21 protein-coding genes are annotated in these 22,901 nt (G+C 28.0%); 4 read left to right on the plus strand and 17 right to left on the minus strand.

What is annotated here, in order from left to right:
* Positions 1-60: 60 nt before the first annotated feature.
* Complete coding sequence (locus B3W71_RS04050; protein WP_346887662.1) at positions 61-513, minus strand: hypothetical protein; 453 nt, start codon at positions 511-513, stop codon at positions 61-63.
* A 511-nt stretch (positions 514-1,024) separates the two neighbouring features.
* On the opposite strand from B3W71_RS04050, the gene B3W71_RS04055 reads away from it, so the two are divergent.
* Positions 1,025-1,801: a GNAT family N-acetyltransferase gene (locus B3W71_RS04055; protein WP_346887663.1), complete on the plus strand. Its 777-nt coding sequence runs from the start codon at positions 1,025-1,027 to the stop codon at positions 1,799-1,801.
* A 125-nt stretch (positions 1,802-1,926) separates the two neighbouring features.
* Complete coding sequence (locus tag B3W71_RS04060; protein WP_346887664.1) at positions 1,927-2,583, plus strand: class I SAM-dependent methyltransferase; 657 nt, start codon at positions 1,927-1,929, stop codon at positions 2,581-2,583.
* 128 nt (positions 2,584-2,711) lie between these two features.
* Here the strand turns inward: B3W71_RS04060 and B3W71_RS04065 are convergent, their stop codons facing one another.
* The 5 genes from B3W71_RS04065 to B3W71_RS04085 all read right to left on the minus strand — a co-directional run bounded on the left by B3W71_RS04065 (position 2,712) and on the right by B3W71_RS04085 (position 8,681).
* A complete protein-coding gene (locus B3W71_RS04065; protein ID WP_346887665.1) occupies positions 2,712-3,155 on the minus strand; it encodes a hypothetical protein in 444 nt (147 codons plus the stop codon).
* A gap of 370 nt (positions 3,156-3,525) precedes the next feature.
* Positions 3,526-4,077 carry a GNAT family N-acetyltransferase gene (locus B3W71_RS04070; RefSeq protein WP_346887666.1) on the minus strand — a complete coding sequence of 184 codons (552 nt, stop codon included), beginning with the start codon at positions 4,075-4,077 and terminating at the stop codon, positions 3,526-3,528.
* A gap of 259 nt (positions 4,078-4,336) precedes the next feature.
* On the minus strand, positions 4,337-5,869 hold the full coding sequence (locus tag B3W71_RS04075; RefSeq protein WP_346887667.1) for a serine hydrolase domain-containing protein: 1,533 nt from the start codon (positions 5,867-5,869) through the stop codon (positions 4,337-4,339).
* Positions 5,870-6,007: 138 nt separating this feature from the next.
* Positions 6,008-7,927 carry an ABC transporter permease gene (locus B3W71_RS04080; RefSeq protein ID WP_346887668.1) on the minus strand — a complete coding sequence of 640 codons (1,920 nt, stop codon included), beginning with the start codon at positions 7,925-7,927 and terminating at the stop codon, positions 6,008-6,010.
* Entirely contained in the window at positions 7,914-8,681 is a 768-nt protein-coding gene (locus B3W71_RS04085) for an ABC transporter ATP-binding protein (protein WP_346887669.1), read from the minus strand. The genes B3W71_RS04080 and B3W71_RS04085 overlap by 14 nt, the downstream gene beginning before the upstream one ends.
* A gap of 165 nt (positions 8,682-8,846) precedes the next feature.
* Here B3W71_RS04085 and B3W71_RS04090 point away from each other — a divergent pair, with 165 nt between their 5' ends.
* Positions 8,847-9,521, plus strand: a complete 675-nt coding sequence (locus B3W71_RS04090; RefSeq protein WP_346887670.1) for a response regulator transcription factor — start codon at positions 8,847-8,849, stop codon at positions 9,519-9,521.
* A 14-nt stretch (positions 9,522-9,535) separates the two neighbouring features.
* Complete coding sequence (locus tag B3W71_RS04095) at positions 9,536-10,540, plus strand: sensor histidine kinase (protein WP_346887671.1); 1,005 nt, start codon at positions 9,536-9,538, stop codon at positions 10,538-10,540.
* A 489-nt stretch (positions 10,541-11,029) separates the two neighbouring features.
* Here B3W71_RS04095 and B3W71_RS04100 read toward each other — a convergent pair whose 3' ends face one another.
* From B3W71_RS04100 to B3W71_RS04150, 11 genes are all read right to left on the minus strand, one after another.
* Positions 11,030-12,211 (minus strand): GNAT family N-acetyltransferase, encoded by a 1,182-nt coding sequence (locus B3W71_RS04100; protein WP_346887672.1) that lies wholly within the window; start codon positions 12,209-12,211, stop codon positions 11,030-11,032.
* Positions 12,212-12,769: 558 nt separating this feature from the next.
* Positions 12,770-13,333 carry a DJ-1/PfpI family protein gene (locus B3W71_RS04105; protein WP_346887673.1) on the minus strand — a complete coding sequence of 188 codons (564 nt, stop codon included), beginning with the start codon at positions 13,331-13,333 and terminating at the stop codon, positions 12,770-12,772.
* 22 nt (positions 13,334-13,355) lie between these two features.
* Positions 13,356-14,180: a DUF2785 domain-containing protein gene (locus B3W71_RS04110; protein ID WP_346887674.1), complete on the minus strand. Its 825-nt coding sequence runs from the start codon at positions 14,178-14,180 to the stop codon at positions 13,356-13,358.
* 68 nt (positions 14,181-14,248) lie between these two features.
* The gene (locus tag B3W71_RS04115; RefSeq protein ID WP_346887675.1) at positions 14,249-15,172 is read right to left on the minus strand and encodes a YafY family protein; all 924 of its coding nucleotides are present in this window, start codon (positions 15,170-15,172) and stop codon (positions 14,249-14,251) included.
* A 50-nt stretch (positions 15,173-15,222) separates the two neighbouring features.
* A complete protein-coding gene (locus B3W71_RS04120; protein WP_346887676.1) occupies positions 15,223-15,825 on the minus strand; it encodes a DJ-1/PfpI family protein in 603 nt (200 codons plus the stop codon).
* Between the two features lie 250 nt (positions 15,826-16,075).
* On the minus strand, positions 16,076-16,774 hold the full coding sequence (locus tag B3W71_RS04125) for a LiaF transmembrane domain-containing protein (protein WP_346887677.1): 699 nt from the start codon (positions 16,772-16,774) through the stop codon (positions 16,076-16,078).
* A gap of 1 nt (position 16,775) precedes the next feature.
* Positions 16,776-17,231: a LytTR family DNA-binding domain-containing protein gene (locus B3W71_RS04130; RefSeq protein ID WP_346887678.1), complete on the minus strand. Its 456-nt coding sequence runs from the start codon at positions 17,229-17,231 to the stop codon at positions 16,776-16,778.
* Between the two features lie 352 nt (positions 17,232-17,583).
* On the minus strand, positions 17,584-18,141 hold the full coding sequence (locus tag B3W71_RS04135) for a hypothetical protein (protein WP_346887679.1): 558 nt from the start codon (positions 18,139-18,141) through the stop codon (positions 17,584-17,586).
* 373 nt (positions 18,142-18,514) lie between these two features.
* A complete protein-coding gene (locus B3W71_RS04140) occupies positions 18,515-21,577 on the minus strand; it encodes a GtrA family protein (protein WP_346887680.1) in 3,063 nt (1,020 codons plus the stop codon).
* A gap of 42 nt (positions 21,578-21,619) precedes the next feature.
* Complete coding sequence (locus B3W71_RS04145) at positions 21,620-22,570, minus strand: glycosyltransferase family 2 protein (RefSeq protein ID WP_346887681.1); 951 nt, start codon at positions 22,568-22,570, stop codon at positions 21,620-21,622.
* Between the two features lie 150 nt (positions 22,571-22,720).
* Positions 22,721-22,901 (minus strand): hypothetical protein (locus tag B3W71_RS04150; RefSeq protein ID WP_346887682.1); only part of this gene is annotated, 181 nt, incomplete at its 5' end.

Genomic DNA, 22,901 nt, shown 5'->3' on the forward strand with positions numbered 1-22,901 from the left:
TTGTAGAATATTATATCACAAATTATGTGTATTTTTTATTTAGCATATTAACTATTTTGTTTATGTAAGTGTAATTTTAACATGACCTTTAGCCTTTTTTCCCGTAAGTTCTATCTTTACATTTCGGCTATCATCTTTAGATACTGATATGGTTTTGTCAATTGAATCATTTGTATCTAATAATACTTTTTTATCATTATAAATCTTAATCCCTAATTCGCCATTATCAACAGTAGAGTTAATTTTCATTTCGTAAGTAGATTTTTTAGAAGTTATTTCTTTTAGGTCTGTTCCATTAAATACTTGAAATTTAATATCGTAAATATTATCTTTAGTGTTATCACTCCAAAACGTTGTTTCGGCTTTCCCATCTATTTGGCTGATGATAAAATTATTTCCTTCAGCTACATAAAATTTACTTATTTCATTGATAGTTTTACATCCATAAAATCCAAGTATAAATAATAAACAAACAAATACAACTGTCAATATTCTTTTTTTGCCTTTTCTCATAGTATCCATCCCTTCATATAAATATTTATAACTTTAAGAGCAAATTTAATATGATTATTATAACATATAATGTAATTTGTGGCTTTAAGAATCCTTTTATTATTGTGAAAAGCATATTATGCCACTGTATTTGAATTGCTAATAAGAAATATTATTACTTTGAAGAGCTTATCCGATGACTACCCGCTCTAATACTCTATCGCACTCTGTGAAAGCGATTCACACAAAATCAGATATTTTGGTTCTCTGCTTTTCTTCAAAGTGGGAGTAAAGAGCAGCTACGTCACTGGATAACGATTTTATCCTAAAGGAAAACGACTTCTAAGTATTAAAATACTGATACTTAGAAGTCTGTTAGTAAGCTTCAGTGAGAGTAAAAACTCCATCTGAAGCAAAGAACTCTGTTTATGGAAGTAAGTTGAAATTAGTGCTATAATTGGCATATGAATAGATTATACTTTAACACACATTTATAAAATTATATAAATATTGAAAAACGGAGGGATAAATTATGCTAATAGATGAAAAGATTATAGAATGCGAACTTCAATATACAAAATGCTTCTCAGAATTTTATGAAGATCAGAATATAGCTAGGTTTCGTGATGATCAATTAAAGGATATGTATTATCATAATTGCACATTTATAAAAAAATCAATTGATGAAATTTCGTTGAACCAGATTATACAAGATGAAATTGCATTGAGGCTATCAGAAAAAAGTAACTATTGCAATATTCTTTTAAACTCTGCTGTCAACAGTTCTTTACTGTCTACTCTTAGATATAAGCCTGAAATATCCCAAAACGGGTATTATTCTTTTGATATTTCTCATTTCCCAAGACTAAATGATGTATCTGGGTGCATAATAAATAAGGTTGAAAATCAAGAAATGATAGATAATATTTTATTTTGTGACTTGCAACATGATGAGAAAAGTCTTGGAAAAGATTTTTGTACAAGAAGATGTTACAGACGTGGTAAAGTATATATTTCTGACAAAGGTGTAAATTCTTATGTTTGCTATCATAATGGTGATATAATAGGAAATTGCGATTTGTTTATTTATAATGGTGTTGCGAAAATTGAAGATTTTTCTGTTATTCCAAAATATCAACGAAAGGGATATGGTACAACTATACTGAAATCCCTAATTGATATTGCAATAAAAGAGAACTGCAAAACTATTTATCTGGTTACCGATGAGGATGATACTGCTAAAGAAATGTATCTGAAAATCGGATTCAACAAAATAGGAGAAAGAACGGATTTATTTTTTAAACTTTAATATACTCGTTACCAATTAGCACATGGAAAATAATGTAGTTAAGACATAACCTTCTTATATGACGACTTAATTGATTCTGCATAAACCATTGTTTATTTTATTAATTTTAGTTGGAGGAGATCTAAATGGTAGATTCAAAAGGATGGGAATGGGAAAAAGCAAATCAATCACCTTGGCTAAGACCAACTGATGATGTTTATTATCTGGCTAACAAGTGGTTAGAGTTAGGCTTTAAAAATGTTTTAGACTTGGGTGCTGGATTAGGGAGGCATTCTATATTTTTAGCACAACAAGGTTTTAAAGTCTCAGCTATAGATATATCAGACTATGGAGTGAATCATTTAAAAGAATGGGCTAAAAAAGAAAATTTAGATATTGATATTAAACTTGGAGATATGATTTCTTTACCTTATGCAGATAATTCTTTTGACTGTGTATTTGCTTATCATTCTATTTCTCATACTGATACATGGGGTACAAAAAAGGTTATAAGTGAAATAGAGAGAGTACTAAAGCAAGGTGGAGAAGTATATACTTCAATGTGTTCTAAAGAATCTTGGGAGTTTGCTAAAGCTGGGTATCCCAAAATAGATGAGAATACAATATTAAATAAAGAAGATGGACCAGATAAAGATGTACCACATTTTTATGCTAGCTGTGAGAACATTTTAGACTTATTTCATAATTTTGATATAGAAAGGATACGACATATAGATTATTGTTATTTAAATTATAAAAAATTAGATTGCAAACATTATTATATAAATGGATGTAAGAAATAGTAAGTAATTGGATATGTTCAATGAATGAGATTAATTTGTAACAGAAAATACACAGAGTTTGTAACACAATACGTTACAAGCTCTGTGTATTTTTTGTTTAATATATTTAACTAATTCTTCTATCAGCTCTATTTACTATTATCATGCTCTTTATCCAATATATCCCGACATCTAAGATATGGAATTGAATCATAACTATCCATTAGATCATCTTCAGCATTAGAGATATCTTCACTTATTTTTTTATCAGGATCATCCTTAGACTCCATTAAATCCTTTATGTATAAAGCATCAGCTATAGTTTGGCATTTAACCATTGCTAATAACTCTTTTGATGCACAGTTTGCTGGAATACTTTTAATACATTTACGCTGATTTCTACCATCAATAATATAGACTTTTATTACACCACATTCAAGCACATACTCTATTTTACTATTACCTGGTATATTAATTTTATCATTCTTAGAGCTTGTTTCTTTTGTTATTTTAAAAAATTTATCTTCTATATTTTGCTTTTTATTCTTATATTCATAATTTTTTATAGAAGAGTTATTTAAATTGATTTTCATTATAAATACTATCCTTTCATTTATAAAGTTTATTGAAATATTTGTATTAATTCTAAAATTTATACAATACTTATATTTTCGTGCTTTTATTCAAATAGTAAAGGTAGTATTTAAATTTCATTCCATATTCCTAACTTCCACACTTCCGATATTCCACCCCATTTAACCCGTTGATATAACTAAGGTTAAGCCTCCTAGAGAAAGTTGTATTCATAGTTTTAATTTATACAAATAAATTGTAGAAATTATTCTCAATGAAATGATAAAGATTATGTGAAATAATTTGTACATAAGTTGAAACATTTTTGTTACAAAATATGTGTAAGTATTATAAAGTAATGTGATGAGGAAGAGAATTATGTTCTAGTTTTTAATGTTTATCTAATAATCTTCCCATTATAACAGTATTATAATAGTTTCCATCTTTGTGGATACGATCATTTATTAATACCCCTTCTTCTACAAATCCATATCTTTTATATAATTGAATTGCCTTTGTATTTGTTTGCACCACGGTTAAGGAAATCTTTTTAATTCCAAAAGCATCTGCACATGCTAGAATATTTTCAATTAGAACTTTACCAATTGAATAACCCCAGTATTTCTTTAATATACATATTCCAAACTCTGCTTTATGCCTAAATCTACTTAGCTTATTTCCTTCTAGACGAGCAAATCCAACAATTTTACCTTCAACCTCTGCAACTAGAAATATGTTTCTTTCTGCTATTGAATCTTCATAAATAAGTTTTTCAAAATCTTCTGGAGTTAGTAAACCTTCACCAGCTTCTCTATCAAGATTTTCTGTTTCTCCATCAATTTTAACTCTTAGTTTAGATAACTCAATTGCATCATATTTTGTTGGACAGCGAAGTATCCATGTTAGACTATTACCTTCTATTATTTTATTTTCAATAATCATAAATTACCTCCGTAGTATTATTAAAATAAGGGCATCTATTTATCCCCCTAAATTTCTATTTATTTTATATTTAAAAAATAGATTAACATTACCTTGGGTTAACTACTATTAATTCTAACAGTTTTAGTAAGTATTGTATATTGAAATCATTTTATATTATTTACTTACGATACAGTATTTTCAGCAAAAATAACCTTAGACAAGTTATTTCAATGTCTAAGGCTATTCTTCGTAGTTGCTTATGAAACTCGGCTCACATTCATTCGCTGAGTAAATTCTCAGTATTATCTTTAAGTGTTAGTCTCTTCTTTAATCCTCTTTCTTTTTTCGGAAAAAGTCCAGTTATAAATAAAACTGCTATCCATACTAGAATTATACTAGCAATACTTTTAACCCCGCCTTGAAGTTTAAGTATGTTTATTTCATATAATACATAATATATTATGCCTAGCAAAAACAATGGAATAAAAAGTCTTATAAATGATTTTAATAATGTTTTGTCTTCTTTTTTAGAAATAAAGACTCTCTTACCCTGTTTTAATCTTACAGCAAATAATAAAATATATACTACAAGTGCAACTGCTAAAGCTACTGATATACCAAAGGTTGTATTTCTATACTTCTCCATTGCATAATATTGTTCAGGTAATGTTCCAGTTTCATATTCTATCCAAAAATTATATATATCTTGTCTTAAGTCTACCCCATTATCGCTATTTGTAAATATAACTACTCCATCCTTTTTTTCGGGGATAATACCATAAACAGCATGCCAGCCTCTATTATCTCCACTATGGTATATAAGCTCACTACCATCAGATAGCTCTTTCTCAAAAACTCCTAGTGCAGAATCTGACATTACTGGTTTATGCATTAAATCTACAGTTTCACTTTTTAAAATATTTCTTCCTTTAACCTCATTGTTAACTCCATCCATACTAGCTAACATAAACTTTAAAAAATCTGGTACAGTGGTTTTAAGTCCTGCTGCAGCCTTCTCAGTAAAATTGTAATTTGGAATTACTTGGTTAAAGTATCCATATGATTTTGACATATTATCATCTGCAAAACTGTCACTAAATGAACTATTATCCATTTTTAATGGCTTCAATATTTCTTTCTCCATGTAATTCTCAAAAGTTTCTCCTGTTACTTCTTCTATAATTAGCTGTAATAATGTATATCCTCCTCCTGAGTAGATAACATCACTTCCTGGTTCCATACCTATTTCTAATGGTTTATTAGGAAATATATTGGTTGATAAAGATTCCTCTATTGTAGGTATTTTCTTACCTGGATCTGTTCCTAAGTATCCATGGACTGTTAATCCTGCTGTATGACTTAGTAACCTTTTTATAGTTACCTCATCCTTATTGAATTTGGACTCTGGTAAATGCCATCGAGTCAAATATTTCTCTACAGGATCATCCAGAGATATTTTACCTTCATCTACCAATTTCATAATCCCCCAAGCTGTGAAGCTTTTTGAGATTGATGCTACTTGGAATACTGTATCATTGCTTATAGATTTATTCTTTGCTTTATCTTCTAATCCATAATTTAATACATATTTAACTTCACCGTCTTGAATTATACCTATAGCTGTTCCTTCAACACCGTAACGCTTTTGCAATTCGGGCACTGACTTATCTAGCCTATTTTTAAATTCCTCTATACTTTTGCTATTAGAATTTTTACTTGCCGCAATAGCAACATTATTGCTCAGCAGCAAATTAGATAACATTAATAAACTTAATATTACTGTTAATAATTTACCTGATATACTTTTCATTATCTTAACTCCCTTTCTTTTAGCTTATAAGAAAAGTATAAGTTAAAAGAAATACCTGAGCCACTAAACTACATAACGTTTATATTACAGTTTTGTAATGTTCAAGCAAAAAAGCACAACACTAGGCTGCACTCTTTCTTAATTTACTATCATATCATTTGCATACTTCAATGTAATAAAGTAGTATGTAAAATATCCAATATAGTATGTTCCTAGGGTTATAAATATAGGAACTACTATAGGTCTTTGTATAATCTTTTGTGCAATAGACATTGCAAATAAATTATGAACAGTTCCAACTATTACAGGGCATATAAATACAAGAATTAGCTGCTTTGATAATATTTTTTTAATGTCTTTATTTGTCGCTCCTAATTTCTTAAGCATTATGTATCTTTTTTTATCACTGTATATATCTGATAGTTGCTTAAATAGGATTATGCTTCCTGTACAAAGCAAAAATACAAGAGCTAAGAATATGCCTATAAAAAGGAATATCCCATAAATTTGCGTAAGTTCTTTCTTTTCTATAATACTGGATATAAAGTTATGTGGTTTCTTAAATTCAATATTTTTATATACTAACCTTTGAATGCTTCTAGACATTTCTAGTGACTTTCCTTCATTTTCTATTTTAATTACTCTTAATCTATGTATAGTTCCCTTAGTCTTAAGTTCATTAAACACATTATCTCTAACTACTACTAAACTATAAGTTGAATACTTGTTCAATAATAATTCATCGTATTGCTTATTTATATTAAAAATTTTATTTTCATCTATTAAGTTTATTGATTTATTGTCTAAAGTATCACAAAATAAGTTTGTATTTTCTCCTTTAATATAATAAATATCATCATTGTTTTTTAAATTAAAATACTCTCTGTTCTGATATTCCATTATGGTTTGAAAATCGCTTTCTTTCATAAGTTGTACGACTTCTTTAATAGGAGTGCTAACCTTATTTCTTTTATTAATTAATTTATAACTAGCATTTTTATTTATAAGCTCTATAGTTTTATCAAATTCTATTTGATGGTTGCTTTTCTCTTTGTTTAGTATGCTGTCTATTTCACTATTTACCTTCTGATTTTCAGCGTTTATATTATAACTAAATTTATAATTTTCTTTTACATTTCTATCAATATCATAGTAAAGATATATTGTATATCCTAGAATTGTTACGCTTGTTGCTATTAGTATAGCTATAGTTGAAAATATTTTTGAATTACTAGATATTTTATAACTAACTTCAGAAAAAGCTATAAGATTTCTTCCTTTATAATAAAAAACTTTATTTTTTTTGATAAAACTTATCATAAGTGATATTGATGATGAAAAAAATAAAAATGTACCAGGTATTATTAATACCAAAATAACAAATGATAGTCTTAATTCCTTAAATAGTAACTGACTTGTAGCTATCATGTACGATATTACTATTAAAGTTATTCCAATTACGCCTTTTATTGCAGAGCTTTTTTTATTATTCATTGAATCTCTTTCATCTTTAAAGAAGTCAATAACCTTCTTTTTTCTTATTACAATATTATTTCTAATACCAATTACTATAAATATGATTATAAATATGATTAAGGTTTGGTAAACAGCTTTGTAGCTCAAGCTCATTTTAACTATAAGAATTTCTCCAATAAGCTTTACCAAAATCATTGTTATTATTTTAGTAAATATAAATCCTAGAGTTATCCCAAAAGATATGGCAAGTATTCCTATTATAAAACTTTCATATATAAATACTCTTGCAATTTGATTTTTTCTCATTCCAAGTAAGCTATAAGTTCCAATCTCCTCCTTACGCCTATTTACAAGGAATAAATTAGAGTAATATATAAACATAAATGAAAACAAAGCTAAAATAATTGAAGCTATATTTATACTTTCTACCAGCCTTTTATCTATATTAACTAGCGCTTCGTTATACTGTATAGACTTAAAGCTAAAAAATATAAATACACTAAAAACTACAGACATAAAATACATAACATAATTAGCCACACTATTCTTTACATTTTTTATAGCTATATTAAATAAGTTCATTTCTATCACAACCTCCAAGTAAAGCTACTGTATCTAGAATTTTATAATAGAATTTTCTATTACTTTCCCCTTTAACTAACTCTGCAAATATAATGCCATCCTTTATAAATAGAATTCTATTGCAGAAACTTGCACTTGTTGGATCATGAGTTACCATAAGAATTGTGGATTTTCTTTCAGTATTCAATTTTGAAAATGTTTCTAATAAATTTCTAGCAGCCCTTGAATCCAGAGCTCCAGTAGGTTCATCTGCTAATATTAGTGCAGGATTAGTTACAATAGCCCTACAAACTGCACCTCTTTGTTTTTGTCCTCCAGATATTTCATAGGGATATTTGTTTAGAATAGCTTTTATATCAAGTGCATCTGCAACTTCTTCTACTCTTTTTTCTATTATAGATACCTTTTCATTCTTTAAAGACATAGGTAACATTATATTTTCCTTAATAGTAAGTGTATCTAGTAAATTAGAATTTTGAAAAACAAAACCTAAATTATCTCGCCTAAAGTCAGCTATTTCGTCCTCACTTAATTTACTTAAATTTATATTATTTATAATGACTTTACCTGATGATTGTGTATCTATAGTAGATATTATATTTAATAAGGTTGACTTACCAGCGCCTGAGGCTCCCATTATACCAACAAATTCACCTTTTTCAATCTTAAAACTAACACCTTTTAAAACTTCATATTTTGATCCATTTTTTCCATAATACTTTTTTAAATTTTCTACTGTCAATATATTTTCCATAAAGTATTCCTCCCTTTTAATTCATAAGATTATTATATAGACTATCATTTTCTTTAGCGATATATTTAAATAATATAAAAATAACATTTTTGTAATGTAACATTCTCCATGTTATAATTCACTAGTGATATAGTTTATTTTTAAATATTTATTAGGAGGTGCTAAATGTTTAGAATAGTACTAATCGAAGATGATGCAACTCTAAGAAATGAAATTGGAGAAGAACTTACAAAATGGGGACATTCTGTCTATAAAATAGAAAACTTTGAAAATATTATAGAAGAATTTAATGTTATTAATCCTCAACTAGTTTTGTTAGATATAAACCTTCCTTTTTACGATGGTTTTCATTGGTGTAATGAAATAAGGAAGACCTCTAAAGTACCAATAATAATTATATCTTCTAGAAGCACTAATCTAGATATTATAATGGGTGTAAACTTAGGTGCAGATGATTACATACAAAAACCTTTTTCAATAGATGTACTAATAGCAAAGATTAATGCAACTTTAAGGAGAACTTATAACTTTGCTGAAATAGATTCAAACAAAATTACTCACAATGAAGTAACCTTAGATCTTTCCACAGCTAGTCTTTTATATAAAGATAATACTATAGAGCTTAGTAAGAATGAGCTTAAAATACTTCATGAATTAATGAAAAACATATCTAAAATAGTAAGCCGTGATAAACTTATGAAAAAGCTTTGGGATAGTGATTGGTATGTTGACGACAGCACATTGACTGTAAATATAAATAGGCTAAGAGGAAAATTAAAGGAAATTGGACTTGATAACTTTATAGAAACTAAGAGAGGGTTAGGCTACATAATTATGTAGTTGTAAAAAATATTATGAGATTTATAGATTTTCTTAAAGATAAATTTGAATTATTTATCTTCAACTTTTCTTTTTTAGCTTTTGTTATTCTAGTTATTATTTTTTCACCACTAGATATAATTCTATTTGATACTATATCCTATATAATCATTGTCGATTTAATATTTTTAAGCTTTTATATATGTATTAGCTATTATAGAAAAAATAAGTTTTTTAATTTACTAAGTGAAGGTATTAATATTGATAGGATTAGTACTATTAATTTATTTAAATTGACTAATGAAGAAAAAATATATGTTAAATTTTTAAAAGACTATCAAGAACAATGGGAAGATTATATAAATGAAATTAGAAATAATTTCCAAGGGAATACAGAGATTATGGATATGTGGGTACATGATATAAAGATACCTATTTCAATATTAAAGCTTATAATAGACAGGAATGAAGATTCCTACCATGAACAGCTTTTAGATAAAATAGATAATGAAGTTATGAGAATAGAAAATTCTGTTGAAAGAGTACTCTATTTATCAAGATTGGAAGATTTCCACAATGATTTTCTTATAAAAGAGGTTCAACTTGAGAAAATATTGAGGGAAATAATTCGAAGGTACTCAAAATATTTCATTTCTAAAAAAATTAAATTGATTCTAAATAATATAGATTATGTTTGTTTATCTGATAAAAAATGGCTCTCATTTATATTTGACCAATTAATAAATAATGCTCTAAAATATACTGAATCTGGGGGTGCTATATCTATAACAGGTGAAAAAAAAGGTAATTCATTCATAGTTATTATAAGAGATACTGGGTGCGGCATAAAAAAAGAGGATTTAAACAGAATTTTTAATAAAGGGTTTACTGGGAATAATGGTAGAAACAATGCAAAATCTACAGGGCTTGGTCTCTATCTAGTAAAAGAGTTGTGTAATAAACTTGAACATGACATAGTTGTAAACTCAATATATAATGAGTACACAGAATTTATCGTTATATTTAAGCAAATCATTTAATTCATAATCCACTTTCGTTTAGTTTTTCCTATTTCATCGTTAAATTGGAGCTACAAACCACATTTTCCATTAACAGTTATGATAAAATGGCTCTAGCAAAAACTGCTAGAGCCATTGATATTTACGGAGAGATCATGACTTGAGCCCATGGTACGCCTGATTTTGAGACAGGTGTATAAAAAACCTCACCCTAAAACAAAATAAGCACTCTGTGAAAGCGATTAAGTGGATTATCTGCTTTTGGTCTAAGGATTGCTTAGTATTACCAGCACTAAGCTTTTCTTACTAGAATTCTTAGAAACTTGTTTCTTTAGAAGTCTGTACTCCTCAGCTCGCCTGAGCGAGTTTTCTTACTTTATACTATATTAAATTTTTATAAAAAATAAACCTAAATATTCTTATTTTATAAATTGGAATTTGTGAGCTCTATGGTAGATTTTATATTATTATACTGTTAATAAAGTTGTTTAAATTGATTTTAATATTTAATCAATCCCATTGTCCTGGAAATCTTAATTTTTGTAGTTGTGGAAACTTTTTATTATATTCTTCCACTTCTTCCTTTGGAAGATTTTCAAAAACTTCCGATTCGTAGAATTTTCCCTTTATGCCTTTCATACTATCTTCTGCTAATTCAATTTCCATAAATGCATCGAAGTTTTTACCATCAGCAGTTGTAATATTAAAGTTGTCACATGTTTTAAATCCTATTCGAGGATAATAATCTGGTTCTCCAAAGATTACAATCCCTTTATACCCTTTATTTGCAGCTAAGTTCATTGTTTCCCTTAATAACAGCTCACCAACTCCACATCCTTGCCATTTAGGCTCTACACAAAGAGGTCCAAAGGTTATAATCTTATGTGTATCTGCACCATCAACAATTCGTGCCTTTGAATACATTATACATCCTATTACATGTCCATCCTTTACTGCTATTCTGCTTAGCTCTGGAAGATAGTCTTTATCTTGACGTAATTTATGCACAAGGTAATGTTCGTCACATCCAAGATGATGCTGATTCCAAAATGCATGCTGTGTCATTAACTCTACATTATACCAATCATCCTTTGTTTCCATTCTAACTTCTATTTCTTCATGATTTAATCTTTTCTTTTCTTCTGGAAACCATCCAAATTCTAACCTTACTTCTTTTCTTTGTAAATCATTGTTCTTGTAGCAACAAGTATCCATACCAATCAAGCTAAAGCCTTCATGCTGATAAAAATCTACTGCATTAACATTACAAGATTGTGTTTCTAGTATAATAGCTCGACGACGCTCTCTTCTTGCTTGTTCCTTTGCCATTTCAATTAACGAATGACCTATTCCTTGCTTTTGATATCTTTCTGCTACCCAAAGTTCTGTAATTCTTAGACGATTAGACCATAATTCTTGATTAGTTTCAATTGCAGCAACTAATTCATCATTAACTAACACTCCCCAAGCATAAGCATTTTCCCAGTGATCTTCATATAACTTATCTGGGAAATCATATTCTTCTGGTGTATGAGTTACTGGATCTGTAAAGTCTTTCTTTTCTATCTCAATAGCAAATCCTTTATCTATTTTATTTACTATAACATCATAATATTTATCTGTTGTGTACCTTATTGGAATTATAGTTCCCTTCCATTTCTCTTTTGATAAATGTATAATTTCATATCCCATAGCCCTTATCCTCTCTTTTTTATATTAATTATTGTCTTAGCATGCTTTAGTTCTGCTTACTTTATAGTTATCCTACTCCCCTCAACAAATTACTATTTATAATACTCAAACTTAAATTGGAATTTATACTCCATTATTATATTCTTTAAGCATTCTATTTTTTTGAAATAAGGTTAATTTTTTATATTTTATTATTCTCATTATATCATTTGAACATAATTTATCTAGCTTTGTAAAACCAATCTTTATACTATTTTTGATGACATTATTTCATTCCTTATTTATCTTAACGATCTCAATACACTGGTATTTAGTGAATAATTGGTATAAAGTACAAATATACACTCGTGAAAATGTGTATGGTAACAAAGAATTAAATAGGGCTCAATATTCATAACCATTTTAAGGACATTTTATAACTTCTGTTGGTCTTTCAGTAATTACTAAATTTAGTTTATAGTCTTATAGTATTGTACTACAACAATTGAATAGCATGAATTAGTTAAAATAAAAAGAGCCGTGATTTTACTCTACGACTCTTAAAAATAAGATGGAATACTATTTATCTTTAATATTTTTTAGCCAGTTATAAGCATCTTTTACTTCTTCATCATTTTTATAAATATTCATTACTTTTTGTAATTCAATAGCGAATTCAATAAATGCTTGACCAATTGATGTTATACAATTTCCATCTATAACAACATCCTCATCTACTATAACTACTTTTTCATATACGTGCTTGTTGTTTTCATCTACTCTAAATCCTTGACTATCACCATTAGCCTTTTTATAATCAAGCAATCCGTAATATGCCATAAGCTCGGCTCCCCCACAAATACCAGCAATAAATTTATTCTTTTCATTTAATCTAGAAATAAACTCCTTCAGTTCTGTTTTTTCATAAAGATGCTCTGGATTTCCTCCAGGAATAATAAAAAGATCAATGTCCTCTGGATTTAATTCATGTATTGTTTTGTCTGGCAAATATTTTTGTTTTTCTTCGCTTACATAAACACGATTTTCTAAAGCAACTGAGAAAATATTATCCCTAAACCCATTAACAGCAAACACAACTTCAAATTCACAAAAATCATCATAATAAAAAACACATATGTTCATTTTAAAACCTTCTTTCTTCTCCTTATAGTCTGTTAAGTATTTTTTTAATCTCTTCAATAGTAAAATTTGAATTCTCTTTTTCTAATAATCTAAAATATAGGCTTCTCAAAAATCCTTTTATATTGACCTTTAAATGAAAGTTGTCTATATAGCTATTCTTTGGATTTTCAATTCTAAATTCTTGTAACCATCCCACTATTTCTGAATTGCTAAGTATTTTTCTGTTAAAAGCGTTCTCTACTACCGTAACCATTCTTTCACTCTCTTCATCTATATAAACATAATATTCTATACATACCTTAGCTTTTATAGAATCCAAAATATCTATCAAGTCAGTTTTATTAAAAGAAATACATTGAACTAATTCATCCAAAGCATCTGCGGTATGAGCTGCTGAGTGTGCCCAGCCTTTCACTTCAACATATCCTCTTACATCTCGTTCATTAAGCATATATTCTATAAGTTTGTCCTTTACTTCATATAATACCTCTTCTGATAAGAAATTTTCTTTTCTGTGCCTATCTATAATAAGAGCAATTACTAGCACTGAGAAGGTTCTTTTAAAAACAGCATCCTCATCTCTATCATACAATCTATAAAAAAGATGCGATCTGCCTAAGCTAATATTCAACAACTCTTTAAGCTCTTTAAAAGTAAATCTGTTATTTGAAATCCAAGTATACAAAATTTCATATATTAGATTATCTCGAAGTTCAGGATCTAATGATCCTATATTCTCTAGCATTTCTAGCCCAAGGGTAAAATAACTCTTATCGCTTTCAAGTAAATAGTTATTTTCTTTAATCCTTTTTAATTTCTCTTTTAACATATTTTCTTCGTAGGTCATACCATCCCTCCTAATCATTTTAACTCTTTATTTTTCTATTATAAAACACAATGACTGACACCTATATGTCAGTCATTGTATTTACTATATATTTTATTTATATATACGGTCATTTCGCTCTTTAATCTTTTAGGACTTAAGACTTCACATTCATTCCCAAAGCTTAAAATGAACTTTTTTAAGCCTTCATCATCAGGAAGTGAATCTTCAACTATATATGTTCCATCATCTAAACACTTAATTTTATCCCTTGAAAAATATTCACTCAATTGTTCTCCTATTTTACTAGAAAACTTTAATGTAATTAGAATACCATTTCTTTCATAACTTTTACTAAATATTTTTCCTATTTCTTCTTTGGAAATAGGATTTTTTATAAAGCCCTCTCCTAATTTCATATTTCTTACTCTAACAAGCTTAAATTTTCTATAATCTTTTCTTATTCTACAAAAGGCAATAATGTACCACTGTCCATTACTAAATTCTATTTGAATTGGTTCCACTATTCTATTTGAATGTTCCATTTTTCTATTTATATATTCAAATTCTAATGTCCTATTGCATTCAATTGCTTTATTTATCAAGAATAAGTACTCCCTAAGCTCACGCTCCATGCTAAAGTGAGACATATCTACACTAAGCCTTTCATATTCTTTCTTTTCATTATCACGCAAAGTTTCGAACTTGAGTATTATGTCATTAAATTGCGGGTTGTTTCCAAATAGAAACTTTAAATTATCCATTACAGCAATCAAAGGCTCAATTTCTTTTTTATTAAAGAATAAATTGCTCAGATTATAGTTTTCCATAATATAATAGCCTCCACCTTTTCCACCAGTGGCAGCTATAGGTACCCCTGCCTCACTTATTTTTTCTATATCACGATATATGGTTCTCAAGGATACCTCAAAATGTTCTGCAAGCTCACTTCCAGTGACTAAACCTTTTTGGGAAATTATTATTAGAATTGATAGTAATCTATATGCTCTCATAATATAAATAGGTTTTAAACCATTCCTACCTTATCATCAAATTTTTCTTATTAATCAATAAATTCTTCTGTAATATGAAATACAAGTTCTTCTTCAGTGTATTCACGAGTCACTGGAGCAAAAATATTTTCAGAGCAGTCTATACCAACTCTTTTAGCAACTGCAACTGCAAATTCACGAAATGCAAATCCAATTGCAGTAATTAAGTTTCCATCTTCATATAAAGGTTTTCTAACAATATTTTCTCTTGGAACAACTGGATATTCATCCATAACTTCTTCAAATAATCCACAGCAGAACTTATGATTTTTTAATATCCCTGCTTTTCCAAGTAAAATTGGAGAGCTTGATATGCTAGCAATAATTATTTCTTTATCATCACAAAATTGTTTCAAAAACTCAATATTCTTATCATCATTTAATGCCTCTCTAAAGTCCCATATTCCAGGAAGAATGATGCAATCATAATCATCACGATTAAACTCTGAAAATACTTTGTGTGGTAATATTGTAAATCCATCTTCACTATTAATTGGGTTCAAGGATGATGCAAATACTGTAATCTCTTTATTATACCACTTAAATAATTCTGTAAGACAACTAATCTCTTGCATACAGAATTGGGGAAATATCATAATAGCAGCCTTTTTCATATATCTCTCTCCTTCATCTAATATAAATACCCTTAACTCAAATTACTATTTATCTTATATTTAAATGTAGATTAACAATGCCTTATCTAGTACGAATTATAACATTTTTTATAAATATTGTATATTAGAACCATTGATCCCATTACTTGTAATACGGCATTTTCATTTATAAAAATAGCCTTAACCAAGAACTAATGATTAAGGCTAACTTTCTTTTATTAAATTTCATGACTAGATAAGCTTATTTACATTATATATAAATTATTTCTACTCCTGAAAAGTTTATATTTCCACATATAGTTAGAATATTATCTGCTGTTCCTTCATTTCTATTTTTTTCAGTTATTGCACCAAAAGATATATTAGCTCTATCTTCAACAGTCCAATTTCTAGGTACATATAACTCCACACCAGAAAAAGAAGAGTCTATTCTAACAACTCCTTTTCCTTCATGAAGAACAGCATTATCAAAATACACTTTCATTACTCCAAAGCTACACTTTAAATCTGCTTGTTCAAACTTATCTGTATTTATATACTTAATACTTCCAGAAAATGATGTCTGTAACTTTATATGACTTTCATCTTCTGTATCAATGGTCTTAAATTCATAAGAATCCCAATCACTTTTACTGTGAGCCCACTTAGGATGTTTATTAAAAATCATAGAAAGACCAATACTTCCAAGTAATGCTGCTATTAATACTGTCCATGGAGTAATAGCTGTTATACCAAGCTGTTTATCATAAATAATACAAAGAAATGCTATCGGGAATAAAATACCTTGGAAATTAACTTCTAATAAACTCTTTATAATGATATAAACTAAGAAAGCTGTTAATAATATTGTAAAAATATTTATATCTGAAAAATATCCAAGTTTATTGATAATTAAAGCAATTCCACATAATATAAGAAAGGCTCCTCCAAAAATTTTTTCTTTCTTCATTCTATCTCCTCTTTTCTAATAATTTATTTTTTAAAGGTTTATAATAATGTCTTGAAACATATACCTTTTTATGTGTTTGTTGAAATTCAACTATACTAGATGATGTTAAATTGCGTGTTATTGAGTAAACATAATTTATATTCAATATTGTTGATTTTGAAATCCTCATAAAATCTTTTGGCAAGATCTCTTCTAATTCATAAAGCTTGTATTTTACCTGATATACATTATTAACAGTATGTGCACTAACTGTAGTTTGTTCCGTCTCGAAAAACAGTATCTCTGACAAAGAAATATAGTACTCAGTATTATTTTTGTAAAAAGTCACCTGTTTTTTTTGCAAAAATACATCATTAAGCAGCTTTTGAATATCTAAAATATCATCATTTAATTGACTACATTTAATAATAACTTCGTCTTCATTTATTCTCTCATCAACTTCAACTCGTATTTTCATATCTTCACTCTCCACAATATTAATTATATGCTTGGGATTTTCTTTGTAAACAGAATTAAAGTATGTCGTTAATTTCTTTAAGTAAGAGGTAATTTTTCTATAAATAAAAGTCTCATTTATTTAGGAAACTTGACCTACATATGCTTTCTGAATAAGCTATGCTAACTAAATAAAAGATTTAGTTAGCATAGCTTATAGTGTGGTTCTCCATATCGGTAGCAAGTCAGGTTTTTTACCAGGAAAAAAGATAGAATATTTGTATATCCTACCTTTCATAACTAAAAAATTAATATATAGCCTCAAATAGTCTACTAAAATATCATCTAATGGATTCTACATAATATAGAGACTCCTATTTTACCAGTTGCAAATCTGCATCAGCTCCTTCTCCTGTTAAGTTTGAAACAACATAGTATTGATATATATTACCGTCTTTTTCATAACTAATTAATAGGTTTGAAAATATTTCTGGTATATAGGCCTCTATCTTTAACGACATACTAGTATCAAAACTTTTTTTATTATATAAATTCTCGTTCACTTCACACTTGACTCCATCATATGAGATATTTTGGATTTTAAAATTTGTTAGAACACTGTCTGTTGTCAAAATAAATATTGATGTAGGAGATTCTGATAAGGATAACTCTTCATTATTTGTGTATTTACTCAAATTCACTACAGATACAGCGCTTAACTTTAAGCCGGTATCTTTATCTACAGGTGTTTTTATATCCTGTGTATCTTTTTCTTTGGTGGTACCCTCTTTGTTCTGAGTAGTTGTTTTTTCTTCGGTGGTACTCACTTTGTTTTCCGTAGTTGATTTTTGTTCAGATAATGGAGTTTCTTTTCCGCACGCTGTTAACAATATGCTCCCCATTAAAAATAATGCTAAAATTTTTCTTTTCATTATACCCATCCATCCTTTTTCTACATTATAATTAGTATAGAGGTAATTGCCCAAATTCATCTTGGGCAATTTGTAAGCGTCAAAAATTAAATGGCTTAATTCATGATTTTAATTATAAATCAACCCCCAGCATATCATTTAAGATTGATACGGGGGGTTTAAATTATTTTTGTTTGACGAAGTAATTTTTAGTTCCTTTTGAAGTATCCCTGATCATGGTAATATATTTTTCAACTCTTCTAGCGTTTTATATTCTACGGCTGATAAGCTATTGAATAAATACACCTTTTACTTGATGGGATAAAATCACTATTCTTTTAGAAAAACTGATTTTATCCCATCTTTTGATATTAATTTTTTATAATATAGTATATTATTTTCTTCTATTAATAACATACCATATTAGACATACTACTAATGACACTGTACTTATTATTGCACCTAATATTAATCCAGGAGTAATATACCTTAATTCCAAGCTATGGTCACCTTGTTCTAATTCGATTCCCGTAAATATACCATTTACTTTTAATAAATCAACTTTTTTTCCGTCAACCTTAGCTGTCCATCCATTTTTATAGGGAATATTTAATGCTAGTATTCCTTTTTCATCATTTGTGATATTTCCTGATACATATGGGCCATCTACCAATAGATTATCAATATTATATTTATTTATATCATTTACCCACTGATCATATTTCTCATATGAACTATATTGTAAATCCATTTTGTCAACTATATAAGTTCCCGGTGTCAATGTTATTCTTATACCTTCTGTATTATCTACCATCTTAAATGTGAATTCATTTAAAGGATATGTCCATTGACCGTTCTCTTCATCTTTAAAAATTTCCTTACCATTAACAGTCATAGTATACGATTGTCCATTTTCTGGTCTAATATTTATAGTAAATAAAATTTCTCCATCAGTATCATTATACTTATTATCGATTGGAAGTATTATCTCTCCTGATTCTCCTACATAAAGTTTACTATCCTCATATTTTACATTAGATAGTTTTGCATCACTATAATTAACTTCTAATTCATGAACAGTATCAAATTCTAATTCACTCTTTTTAATACCGCTTATCTCTTTATCTATAAATGCAGTATTTAATAATGCCACATCCCTCTCTGCATAATTAAGATGTTCTAGGTTATCTATATTTTCATAGCTATCATACCATAAATCAAATCCTACTGTATTATCATTTTCATAAAGTGTATATTTATCATTAACAGATTTTAGTTTATATCCATATGGTGCCTCTTCATTATTATATAATAGCTTATATCTAACTCCAAAAGCACTTTCCAAAAACAATCTATTATTAAAGTTTGCAAATCTACTAGGTGATACAATATCTTGAACAATATTATAATCTACTTTCATCCACCTATGTACATTCTTATTTATCAAGCTATTATAGGCACTAGCACCATAATTCATATAATTCATTGGTGTATTTTCGTTATTCTCAATTTCATATATGGTCCTATAGAATTCATTAGTATTAGGTACAGTTTCAGCTAATATCTCTTTCTCTAAATCATTGTCCATACCTCTAAGATTAAAAAGAGCCTTATCAAAAAAGTAGTATTTATTTTCATAAACGGTAATCAAATTTACTTTACAATTTTCTATGCCCCCAACTAAAATGCATACTATAATCATAAAACTCAAAATTGATTGTAACACTTTACTATTCGACATCTTTCTAATATAAAGTATAACTATAGAGCTAATTCCTGCAAATAGAATTATTATATCAGCTGTTGCTACATATCCACCTCCTCTTTCTTCCTTTGTATAGAGCATAATTACAGTGAATAATCCAATTAATAAAATTTTAATAGCACCTTTGATTTTATAAAGATTACAATCTTCTATCCAGTTTGGAATCGCATAGGCAATTACAAAATTAAATATATATAACCATCTGTATGATACATAAGAAAATCCATTAAACATACTATAAGCCATTGGTATCATATACAATATAATAAATATAGTAGCTAATAGTGTCTTTCTTCTTGTTTCAGTGCTTACTTTTTTTAATGGTACTGTAAATACTAATAGCGCAATTAATGGTAGACCTACAAAATCATTATAAAGAAATATATTTTCAAATGTTAATTTATAAAAATTTGCATCAAATAATTTAGGAATATTAGAAGTTACGCTAAATCTATCTGAACTCATAAATGCAATTATAGCTGGAATAAATAAAAATGCAGCTATCCCTATACTTAATATAATCTTCATTCCAAATTGAAATCCTTCTTTAAAATAGCTTTTAATTTTCTCTTTAGTACTATTCCCTTTACCATATGTAAATATAATAGCAAAAATACAATAGAAAATTAGTGACATATATCCAAAATAAAAACTATTTAAAACAGTTAAAGTAATTCCTAAAATTAAAACAAAATTTTTCTTTCTCTTCTCCCAGATCCTATACCCTAAAATTGTTAGTGGTAACCATATCATGGCATCAGTCATATAATCAAAGGCTAGTGAATTCCTTAAAAATATAATAGATAGGCCATAGGCTATTGCCCCAATAAAGCTTGTATATTTTTTTTTCCCTTCATACCTTAATAAGCTATACATTAATGCCATTAAAATAAATTGCTTTAATATACTCATGCACAGTTTGAAATTTATAGATGAAAGGTAGCTCCAATTTGCTCCTACTATTTTTTTTATAAAATATGAAATATAAAAAAAAGGACTACTTGTATAGTAGTATGTAAATTCTCCTAAAACATCTCCACCTAAACCATATGTCCACGACCATAAAAGATCGCCTTTATCTATTGCATTTTCAATAAAAGGGACAAAATACATAAACTGAACGCTACTATCTGTACCAGGTATTGTAAAACCTTTATTTCCAAACAAATACATTTTATGATTTAGAAGAGCAATTCCTAAGAAAGCTATTGAAATTCCTATTATATACAAAATATATTTGCCCGTAATCTTCTTAAATTTTAAGCTCTCTTCTTTTAATAGTAGCTTAGTCATTAAAAAGGTAATAGGTATTGGTAATATAGATGCTAGTGGTCCTGCTATAAATGGCTGTATATTTAATATATTCACTAAAATAAATAGTGTTACGGTTGAAATACAATAATTTGCTAAAGTAGTTAATGGAAACTTTATAAATTTTGATAAAGTAGGCTTCGTCTTAAAAGTGAAGTAACAATTAAGAAAAAATGAGCCTATCATACTTATTATAAATGCCAATGTAAAACTTATCATATAAGGTATAGACATCCATAAAAATAAAGCATACCAAATATAATTATGTATAGTATTTATTCCGCCTACAAAAGCAAACCTTAAGAACATAAATTTCTTACTCCGACCATCACGTATATTTCTTATTATCAGTCTAAATCTATTTTCCTTATGCTCACTCATATTCGCTCCCCCTTCTGGCATTTAATACCATAAATGATGTGATTACTCTTTAAGCTCTTTATCATTTATATTAGTATCTTTAATAATATAGTGTGGTCTTTTCTTAACTTCATAATAAATTCTACCAATATATTCTCCTATAACGCCTATAGAAATTAACTGAACTCCACCTATAATTAAAACAGCTGTTATTAGTGTAAAGTATCCTGGAGAATCTATCCCATTGATTAGTATACCTACTAGCGTTATAATAATATATACAATACTCAATAATAATAATATTGCACCTAAATAAATTATGGATCTTAAAGGTTTATTGTTGAATGATATTATTCCATCGACACCATATTGTAAGAGGGATTTAAAACTCCACTTACTTTCTCCAATTTCTCTCTCTTTATTATCATAATCTATATATTTTGTTTCAAATCCAATCCATGAGAATAAGCCTTTAGAGAATCTATTATATTCTGTTAAACTAAGCAAGTTATCTACAGCCTTCCTACTTAATAATCTAAAATCGCCGACTCCATCAATTAATTCTACGTCAACAAATTTATTAACTATCTTATAGTATAATTGTGAAAGCTTCTTTCTTACTATCTTTTCGCCATTTCTATTTCTTCTACATATTACTTGATCATATCCACTTTTGTAATGCTCTACCATTTGCGGTATTAATTCAGGTGGATGTTGAAGGTCAGAATCTATTATTATGGCAGCATCTCCAGTAGCATTCTTAAGTCCTGCTAACATAGCTGCTTCTTTTCCAAAATTTCTTGAAAAAGAAATATACATAGCATGATCATCTTCTTTAGAAAAATTTATCAAAACATTCTTTGTATTATCTGAACTTCCATCATTTATAAATATTAATTCATAATCACACATGTTAGTTTTTTCATATTCCAATAAGATTTCTGTTAATTTTTCATATGTTCTAATTAGGACTTTCTCCTCATTAAAACAAGGGATTATAATTGATATCTTCATTTTTCTCCTCCTCACCATTTCAACATTATACCATAGATTTCAACAAAATACATAAATAAGTTTGTATTCATTCTTTTCCAAATATCTTCATAAATATTGCTGTTATATTTTTTAGAAAGATCGATATTATCTAATAGTTCCTTTGACCTTTTACTCTTTTCCCTTGAGTTCATAGCCACTATTAAATTCTCCAGTTGAGTTAAAGAAGAAATCAAATTTGCATTTTGAAAAATCAATCAAGATCTTTATTCTTATCATTCTTTCACATCCTGTCTTTATCCGATTACTACCACCTCTAATACTCCAATAGCACTCTGTGAAAGCGATTCGC

Source organism: Clostridium sp. UBA1056 (assembly GCA_002316385.1).
Taxonomy (GTDB): domain Bacteria; phylum Bacillota; class Clostridia; order Clostridiales; family Clostridiaceae; genus Clostridium_J.

Coding starts and splice junctions, on each gene's coding strand:
- B3W71_RS04085 (WP_346887669.1), bottom strand. CDS start 8,681: ATGGAAAATATATTGACAGTAGAAAATTTAAAAAAGTATTATGGAAAA.
- B3W71_RS04135 (WP_346887679.1), bottom strand. CDS start 18,141: ATGAAAAGAAAAATTTTAGCATTATTTTTAATGGGGAGCATATTGTTA.
- B3W71_RS04145 (WP_346887681.1), bottom strand. CDS start 22,570: ATGAAGATATCAATTATAATCCCTTGTTTTAATGAGGAGAAAGTCCTA.
- B3W71_RS04140 (WP_346887680.1), bottom strand. CDS start 21,577: ATGAGTGAGCATAAGGAAAATAGATTTAGACTGATAATAAGAAATATA.
- B3W71_RS04090 (WP_346887670.1), top strand. CDS start 8,847: ATGTTTAGAATAGTACTAATCGAAGATGATGCAACTCTAAGAAATGAA.
- B3W71_RS04105 (WP_346887673.1), bottom strand. CDS start 13,333: ATGAACATATGTGTTTTTTATTATGATGATTTTTGTGAATTTGAAGTT.
- B3W71_RS04130 (WP_346887678.1), bottom strand. CDS start 17,231: ATGAAAATACGAGTTGAAGTTGATGAGAGAATAAATGAAGACGAAGTT.
- B3W71_RS04125 (WP_346887677.1), bottom strand. CDS start 16,774: ATGAAGAAAGAAAAAATTTTTGGAGGAGCCTTTCTTATATTATGTGGA.
- B3W71_RS04065 (WP_346887665.1), bottom strand. CDS start 3,155: ATGAAAATCAATTTAAATAACTCTTCTATAAAAAATTATGAATATAAG.
- B3W71_RS04120 (WP_346887676.1), bottom strand. CDS start 15,825: ATGAAAAAGGCTGCTATTATGATATTTCCCCAATTCTGTATGCAAGAG.
- B3W71_RS04095 (WP_346887671.1), top strand. CDS start 9,536: ATGAGATTTATAGATTTTCTTAAAGATAAATTTGAATTATTTATCTTC.
- B3W71_RS04080 (WP_346887668.1), bottom strand. CDS start 7,927: ATGAACTTATTTAATATAGCTATAAAAAATGTAAAGAATAGTGTGGCT.
- B3W71_RS04050 (WP_346887662.1), bottom strand. CDS start 513: ATGAGAAAAGGCAAAAAAAGAATATTGACAGTTGTATTTGTTTGTTTA.
- B3W71_RS04060 (WP_346887664.1), top strand. CDS start 1,927: ATGGTAGATTCAAAAGGATGGGAATGGGAAAAAGCAAATCAATCACCT.
- B3W71_RS04115 (WP_346887675.1), bottom strand. CDS start 15,172: ATGAGAGCATATAGATTACTATCAATTCTAATAATAATTTCCCAAAAA.
- B3W71_RS04075 (WP_346887667.1), bottom strand. CDS start 5,869: ATGAAAAGTATATCAGGTAAATTATTAACAGTAATATTAAGTTTATTA.
- B3W71_RS04070 (WP_346887666.1), bottom strand. CDS start 4,077: ATGATTATTGAAAATAAAATAATAGAAGGTAATAGTCTAACATGGATA.
- B3W71_RS04100 (WP_346887672.1), bottom strand. CDS start 12,211: ATGGGATATGAAATTATACATTTATCAAAAGAGAAATGGAAGGGAACT.
- B3W71_RS04055 (WP_346887663.1), top strand. CDS start 1,025: ATGCTAATAGATGAAAAGATTATAGAATGCGAACTTCAATATACAAAA.
- B3W71_RS04110 (WP_346887674.1), bottom strand. CDS start 14,180: ATGACCTACGAAGAAAATATGTTAAAAGAGAAATTAAAAAGGATTAAA.